At 64.9% G+C, this 7,845-nt stretch carries 4 protein-coding genes; 3 read left to right on the forward strand and 1 reads right to left on the reverse strand.

The annotated features are described in order from the left end of the window. Positions 1 to 272: 272 nt before the first annotated feature. Entirely contained in the window at positions 273 to 2,144 is a 1,872-nt protein-coding gene (locus WCB02_RS27060) for a sensor histidine kinase (protein WP_423962823.1), read from the reverse strand. 702 nt (positions 2,145 to 2,846) lie between these two features. Between WCB02_RS27060 and frc the strand changes: the two genes are divergently transcribed. The 3 genes from frc to oxc all read left to right on the forward strand — a co-directional run bounded on the left by frc (position 2,847) and on the right by oxc (position 7,549). Continuing rightward, positions 2,847 to 4,115 carry a formyl-CoA transferase gene (frc, locus tag WCB02_RS27065; RefSeq protein WP_423962824.1) on the forward strand — a complete coding sequence of 423 codons (1,269 nt, stop codon included), beginning with the start codon at positions 2,847 to 2,849 and terminating at the stop codon, positions 4,113 to 4,115. 248 nt (positions 4,116 to 4,363) lie between these two features. Next, positions 4,364 to 5,665, forward strand: a complete 1,302-nt coding sequence (gene oxlT, locus WCB02_RS27070; RefSeq protein ID WP_423962825.1) for an oxalate/formate MFS antiporter — start codon at positions 4,364 to 4,366, stop codon at positions 5,663 to 5,665. Between the two features lie 156 nt (positions 5,666 to 5,821). Further along, positions 5,822 to 7,549 (forward strand): oxalyl-CoA decarboxylase, encoded by a 1,728-nt coding sequence (oxc, locus tag WCB02_RS27075; protein WP_423962826.1) that lies wholly within the window; start codon positions 5,822 to 5,824, stop codon positions 7,547 to 7,549. Positions 7,550 to 7,845: the final 296 nt, after the last annotated feature.

Genomic DNA, 7,845 nt, shown 5'->3' on the forward strand with positions numbered 1-7,845 from the left:
GGGTAGGACGGCTGCCGCGCGCCGCCGCGTTCGCGGCCATCCTTCGGGACGGGCGCCTCCGCCGGCGGCCATCGGGATCAGGACTGTCGTCGCGGCGAAATCTTCGATCCTCGTGGTGAGGGCGTGCCAAAACCGCGCGTGCGAGGGACACCGCCAGGACGTGCCAGCCCTCTCGCGGCCGGCCTGGTCCAGTGACGGGATTCGTCCCCGTCTGCTGTTCGATCCGATCGTCGTCGAAGGGGATCGGCCGCGATCGTCGGCGATCGCCGCGTTCAAGCGGCAGAATCGCGCCGGCGCGCGACCAGCTCACCGGTTGCTTCATCGACCAATGGTATGTCCAGACAAAATATCGCTCCGCCGCCCGGCGCGTTGTCGAATGTGACGGCGCCGGCGTGCTGCGTGACGATCTGTTGGACGATATTGAGGCCCAGTCCGGAACCTCCCTTCCGCCGCGCATCGCCGGTTTCGGCCTGCGCGAATTTTCCGAAGATGCGCGCGCGGAACTCGTCGGGAATGCCCGGGCCCTGGTCGCGTACGGTCACGCGTCCCATGCGTTCCGCCCGCTCGACCGTGACGACGATCTCGCCACCCGGGGGCGAGAACTTGATCGCATTGGAGAGCAGATTGGTCAGGGCCTGGACGAGGCGATCGTCATCCGCCCGCACGATGCAGAAGGGCGATCGCGCATCGAGCCGTATCGACAGGCCCTGGGCCTGCACGATCGCGCCATTGGCATCGATCGCCTGTTTGACTGACGCAAGCAGCTCGATCGACGCATAGTGAAAGATCGCCTTGCCGGACTCCAGTCTCGCGATATCGAGAATGTCGTTCACGAGCCGCACGAGACGTTGCGCATTGGCATGCGCGATGGACACCAGGCGGTCGGTCGGCGAAGGCAATGGGTGAAGCGACCCGCCAGCCAACAGGCCGAGCGAGGCGGCAATCGAGGTCAATGGCGTGCGCAGCTCGTGGCTGACATTGTTGACGAATTCACTCATCACGCCGGTCAGGGTCTTGGCTTCCTCTTCCTTTTGCGCGGCGCTGTCGCGCTCGGCGGTTCGCGTCTTCACGAGCCGGTCGGCACGGTCGAGCGCCTGCGCCACCTCGTCGACCTCCCGGACGCCAAGCCTCGGCCCGGCCGGCACCTCACCGTGCCCGATTGCAAGTGCCTGGGGTATCAAGGACTGAACGGCGCGTGCGATCTGGGCCGACTGATAGAACGCCAGGGCGAAGCCGATGATCAGGGCCGCGATCAAGCCGACGAGGCCGAACCGAAGCAACAGGTTCAGGTCGTGGAACGCGATCGAGACCGGCACGCTGATCGCGACCGTCCAGTCCGACATGTCCGATTTGCTGAACCCCACGAATATTCGCGTACCATCGTGGCGACTTGTCTCGACCAGGCCTGACCGCGCGGCCGTCATCGCAGACAGACGCACCGGCAGGGCCTGCGTGCCGACCGGCCCGGCATAGCCGGCGCGGGCGACGATGGCGCCCGAACTGTCGGCGATGGTCGAGACCCAATCCGGCGGCAGCTGCTGGCCAGTCAGCAAGTCTCCCAACCGATCGGTCACAAGGGCGATGCCGATCGTGTACTTGACGTGACCATCCCGCAGCACCGGCACTTCGACGACAATGGACGGTTGATTGGTCAGACTGCCGAGGAAAAGATCGGAAACGGAGGGTTGACCGGTTTCGAACACCTTGCGCAGATTCTGGATGTTGCGCCGTAACGGCAGCGCCTCACCAGACGGCCGCAACGTATTGACGAGTTGTTGACCGGTCGCGTCGGCGAGCAGGATCGCGCTTGCATGCAGCATCGGAGCGATCTTCGTTGCCTCACGATGAAAGGCTGCGAAATCGTCCGAGGCAAGAAACGGCGACGAGGCCAGAACCTGGGCTGCCAGCATCGTGCTGGCCAGTTCGCGATTGACCGCCGACGCCAGCGCGCGCGAGGTCGCAATCGTGCTGTTGGTGATGTGATTGCGCTCGTTCTGGTAGACGCAGATGGCGAAGATCGCGAAGCCAAGGATCCACGGACCAGCCAGGCTGACGACGACCTGCAGGATCCGCGCGCCAATCGAACGCGACGAGCGCCGTGAGCGATCGAAGCGTAGACGCTGCAGCTTGGCGGCCAAGGTCATGTACCATCTTGAACGCTGGCTTGTTACGGCCTCGCTAACCGGCGGATAGGTAGTAACACCGACGTGGAATCGTCCTGGCCGGTCGCGGGCGACGGGACCCCGGCAACCCGGGATCAGGACCGTTGTCGCGGCGAGTCTCGACGTCTCGAACGCTGGCCGCCGCGAAGTCGCGCGTCCCCGGACGATGCTTGGCCTCGCCGGGAGGGTCAAATTGCGCCCAGTCAACGGCGCTGCTCCGCGGATGCCGTTAACCGAACCACGAAGCATCATTCCACGGATCAGGCCTTTTGCAGAACCAGGCGTGCCGGTTGATCTAAGTCAATGCGCCGACGTGCTCCGAAGGTAGGGTTGCTGCATTGGTATATGGCATGCCAGATGCCAAATGACTGATAACGGCATCCCAGATGCACGGACCATGGTCGATGAAATTGAGCAGCGAGGCTGCCGTATTGATGGAGGCGTTGGACGCATCCCGCCGGGCGGAATGACCCGGTCAGCCGCACCATCCGATTGCGCTGCCGGGCGCGAGCGGACGAGAGCGGGGACCATGCCCCGGGCGGGAGCCAGCAGGAATCAAGAATTCGGTCTCGTTGAGACAAGCGACTAGCCGCCTCGCGGGCGGACCCCACCTCGTCGCAGCCGCGAACGCACCCGGACGTTCCGCTGCCCACCCCATTCCCCGGAAAGCAAAGGATTATGACCGTGACTAAGGCTCTTGACGGAATTCGAGTGATCGATTTCACCCACGTGCAGGCCGGACCGGCCTGTACGCAAATGATGGCATGGTTCGGTGCCGACGTGATCAAGGTGGAGCGGCCAGGCTCCGGCGACATCACCCGCAACCAGTTGCGCGATATCCCCGATGCCGACGCGCTGTATTTCACCCAGCTCAACTGCAACAAGCGCTCGCTGACGCTGGACACGAAGAACAAGGCCGGCAAGGAGATCCTGGAGAAGCTGATCAAGGTCTCCGACGTGATGGTGGAGAACTTCGGCCCCGGCGCGCTCGACCGCATGGGCTTCACCTGGGAACGCATCCAGGAACTCAACCCGAAGATGATCCTGGCTTCGGTGAAGGGGTTCTCCGAGGGTAACCGGTTCGAAGACCTCAAGGTCTACGAGAACGTCGCGCAGTGCGCCGGCGGCGCCGCATCGACCTCCGGCTTCTGGGACGGCCCGCCGACCGTGAGCGGGGCTGCGCTGGGCGACAGCAACACCGGCATGCATCTGCTGATCGGCATCCTCGCCGCGCTGCGCATGCGCGACAAGACCGGCCACGGCCAGAAGGTCGCCTGCGCGATGCAGGATGCCGTGCTGAACCTGTGCCGCGTCAAGCTGCGCGACCAGCAGCGCCTCGACCGCCTCCATGTGCTGGAGGAATATCCGCAGTATCCGATCCGGCAAGACGGCAAGTACGGCAAGTTCACCGACGCCGTGCCGCGCGGCGGCAATGCCGGCGGGGGCGGACAGCCGGGCTGGGTGGTGAAGTGCAAGGGCTGGGAGACCGACCCGAACGCCTACATCTACTTCACGATCCAGGGTCAGAACTGGGCCAACACCGCCAAGGCGATCGGCAAGCCCGAATGGGTCGAAGATCCCGCCTACAAGACCGCGCTGGCGCGCCAGGACAAGATCTTCGACATCTTCGCCTACATCGAGAGCTGGCTCGCCGACAAGACCAAATGGGAAGCGGTCGACATCCTGCGCAAGTACGACATTCCCTGCGCGCCGGTGATGTCGATGAAGGACATCGAGGAAGATCCGTCGCTGCGCGCGAGCGGTTCGATCGTCGAGGTCGACCATCCGGTTCGCGGCAAGTTCCTGACCGTCGGCTGTCCGATCAAGTTCTCCGAACTGAAGATCGAGGTGAAGACCTCGCCGCTCCTCGGCGAGCACTCCGACCAGGTTCTGAGTCAGCTCGGCTACGACAAGGACCAGATCGCCCGCATGCATGCGGAGAAGGTGGTCTGACGACGGCCTGGGCGACAGGCTGCGATCTGCCGGGACCGGGGGCTTGATCTCCCCGCACCGCCCGGCAGAGCGGATCAACAACAGGCCTGCCGGATGCGGGGTCGCCCCCGCACCGGCAGACGGAGCCGATCAACTCCATGACGAAACGACCATGATGAAAAACGCCGCGGATACATCCGCCGGCGATGACGCCTCGCGATGTCACGAGTTCGCCGTCCCGGCAGACCGCCTTCAAGAGGATTACGCATATGCTTATTACAGCGCCGGCCGGTACAGCCCAACCAAGCAATAGAAGATGGCTGCATCTCGGGCTATCGATCGTCTGCATGATCATGATCGCCAATCTGCAATACGGATGGTCGGTCTTCGTCTCTCCGCTGCAGCAGGCCCATGGCTGGGCCGTCAGCAGCATCCAGGTCGCTTTCACCATCTTCGTCGCGCTGGAAACCTGGGCAACACCGGTCGATGCCTGGGTTTGCGATCGGGTCGGGCCGCGCTTCGGGCCACGCGTCGTGATGGGGCTCGGCGGCCTTCTGGTCGGGGCCGGCTGGGTGCTGGACGCCTATTCCACGTCGCTGACGGCCCTGTATGTCGGCGGTGCGTTGACCGGCTTCGGAGCCGGCGCCATCTACTGCGTCTCGGTGGGAACTGCGGTCAAATGGTTTCCCGATCACCGCGGCCTGGCGACCGGCCTGGTCGCCGCCGGCTTCGGTGCCGGCGCCGCGCTGACCATCATTCCCATCAAGATGTACATCGCATCCTCGGGCTACCAGGCGGCATTCCTGCTGTTCGGGCTGATTCAGGGCGGTGTCGTCCTGATCGCCTCCCAGTTCGTTCGCCACCCCAATCCAGGCGAAGTGAACGTCGTCGTCAACGCCGCAACCAAGCAGTCGCTCCGCAGCTATACGTCCAGGGAAGTGCTTGGCAGCTGGGTGTTCTGGGTTCTGTATATCTGTGACGTGCTGATGTGCGCCGGCGGGCTCGTGGTCACCGCGAACCTGGTCGCGATCGCAAATTCGCACGCCATCTCGAACATCATGCTCGTGGGCGTGAGCACGTTGTCGCTGGCGCTGGTGTTCTCCAACGTCATGAATGGCGTCGCAAGGCCGCTGTTCGGCTGGATCGCGGACCTGATCGGCCTGCCCAAGACCATGATGATCGGCTTTGGCCTTGGCGCCGCGGCGTATTTCTTCCTCTATCTGTTCGGCTCCATCCCGGCGGCATTCGTCCTCTGCACCGGCCTGGTGTTCTTCTGCTGGGGCAATATCTTCAGCCTGTTCCCGGCGATGTGCACGAACCTGTTCGGGACCAAGTTCGCCACCACCAACGCAGCGCTGCTCTATACGGCGAAGGGCGCTGCCGCCCTCCTGGTGCCGCTCGCCTCCATCGTGACACGGATCACCGGAAGCTGGGACAGCGTTCTCCTGGTGGCAGCCGTCATCAACGTCATCGCGGTGTTCGTCGTAGCCCTCATCCTCGCCCCGGCGGCGCAGTGGTTCCAGTCGCACGAGGTTGCCGAGCCGGACATGCTCGAGAGGAGCGCTGCCTAGCCAACCAAGCCGTTGCCACCGCCGGCGATGCCGCATCCGCCAAGCGGCAGGCTGCATCGCCGGCGCCCCACTCCGCCTCCAACATCCAACACTCCCCGTGGCGCGCGGCAACGCCCGCTACCGCAAAGATCCAACCTAACGAAGGGACTCAAACTCATGGACAAACAAGTCGAAACAGCCTCGGAGACGCAGGAGTTCACCGACGGCTTCCACCTGGTCGTCGACGCGCTGCAACTCAACGGCATCGAGACGATCTATAACGTTCCGGGCATCCCGATCACCGATCTGGGCCGCCTGGCGCAGGCCGAGGGAATGCGGGTGATCTCGTTCCGGCACGAGACCAATGCAGGCAACGCCGCCGCGATCGCCGGCTTCCTGAACAAGGCGCCGGGCGTGTGCATGACGGTCTCGGCGCCGGGCTTCCTGAACGGCCTGGTCGCGCTGGCGAACGCGACGGTCAACTGCTTCCCGATGATCCTGATCTCAGGGTCGTCGGAGCGCGAGATCGTCGACCTGCAGCAGGGCGACTATGAGGAGATGGACCAGCTCGCCATCGCCAAGCCGCTGTGCAAGGCGGCGTACCGCGTGCTGCACGCCGCCGATATCGGCATCGGCGTCGCCCGCGCCATCCGCGCCGCGGTGTCCGGCCGTCCGGGCGGCGTCTACCTGGACCTGCCGGCGAAGCTGTTCGGCCAGGTGATGGACAAGGCCGCCGGGCAACGCTCCCTGGTCAAGGTGATCGACCCGGCGCCGGCGCAGATCCCTGCCCCATCCGCGGTGCAGCGCGCGCTGGATCTGCTGCGCAGCGCCAGGCGTCCGCTGATCATCCTCGGCAAGGGGGCAGCCTACGCCCAGGCCGACGACGACATTCGCGCGCTGGTCGAGAACAGCGGCATCCCCTACATCCCGATGAGCATGGCCAAGGGCCTGTTGCCCGACACCCATCCGCAATGCGCCGCCGCGGCGCGCTCGACGGTGCTGCAGGACAGCGACGTGGTGATGCTGATCGGCGCCCGGCTCAACTGGCTGCTGAGCCACGGCAAGGGCAAGCAGTGGGGCGCGGCGGGGTCGAAGAAACTCATCCAGATCGACATCGAACCGCGCGAGATGGACTCCAACGTCGAAATCGCAGCTCCCGTGGTCGGCGACATCGGTTCCTGCGTCGCCGCGCTGCTGAAGGGCATGGGCAACGACTGGCAGAAGCCGCCGGCCGAATGGACCGCCTCGATCGACGCCAAGAAGCAGGCCAACGTCGCCAAGATGGCGAGCCGTCTCGGCAAGAACTCGATGCCGATGGATTTCCATTCAGCGCTGCGCGTGCTGCGCGACGTGATCCGCGAACGCCCGGACACGGTTCTGGTGAACGAGGGCGCCAACACGCTCGACCAGGCGCGCGGCGTGGTGGACATCTATCAGCCGCGCAAACGCCTGGACGTCGGCACCTGGGGCGTGATGGGGATCGGCATGGGCTACGCCATCGCGGCCGCGATCGAAACCGGCAACCGGGTGCTGTGCATCGAGGGCGACAGCGCGTTCGGCTTCTCCAATGCGGAGATCGAGACCATCTGCCGCTACAACCTGCCGATCTGCATCGTCGTCTTCAACAATGACGGCATCTATCGCGGCGACCATGTCAACGCGGGCGGCTTCAGCGATCCGGCGATCACCTCGTTCGTCAAGGGCGCGCGCTACGACAAGACGATCGAGGCCTATGGCGGTCATGGCGTCAATGCCGCCACCCCCGATGACCTGAAGCGCGCCGTCGACGCGGCGCTGGAGTCCGGCAGGCCGACGCTGATCAACGCCGCCATCGATCCGGCGGCGGGCAGTGAAAGCGGCAATATCGGCAAGCTCAATCCCAAGAGCGCGCTGGCGAAGACGTAGCCCTCGGACCGCCGAGGCTGGCGGCGCGCCTCACGAGGCGGCCCGCCGCCTCGGCAGGCGCCGCCGTCCGCGCCGGATCGGCGAACCACGGCTCGGCAGCCGGCAATCGATGATGTTGCGGTCGGCTGAAGTCCGGCCTCGGCGCCGACAGACCTCGCCGACAGACCTCCAGGGGCACAGCCTGTCGTTGCAGGCCACTCCCGCAGTCGACCGAAATTTTCCCGCGAAAGGACGCGAAGTGTTTGACCGTTCCCACGTCGAAAAAGCCGCTCACCTCGGACAGGCGAAGATCACAT

Source organism: Bradyrhizobium sp. (assembly GCF_049581145.1).
GTDB lineage: Bacteria > Pseudomonadota > Alphaproteobacteria > Rhizobiales > Xanthobacteraceae > Bradyrhizobium.

Excerpts from the sequence above, each read along its gene's own strand:
- oxlT (WP_423962825.1), top strand. The coding sequence starts at position 4,364 with ATGCTTATTACAGCGCCGGCCGGTACAGCCCAACCAAGCAATAGAAGA.
- WCB02_RS27060 (WP_423962823.1), bottom strand. The coding sequence starts at position 2,144 with ATGACCTTGGCCGCCAAGCTGCAGCGTCTACGCTTCGATCGCTCACGG.
- oxc (WP_423962826.1), top strand. The coding sequence starts at position 5,822 with ATGGACAAACAAGTCGAAACAGCCTCGGAGACGCAGGAGTTCACCGAC.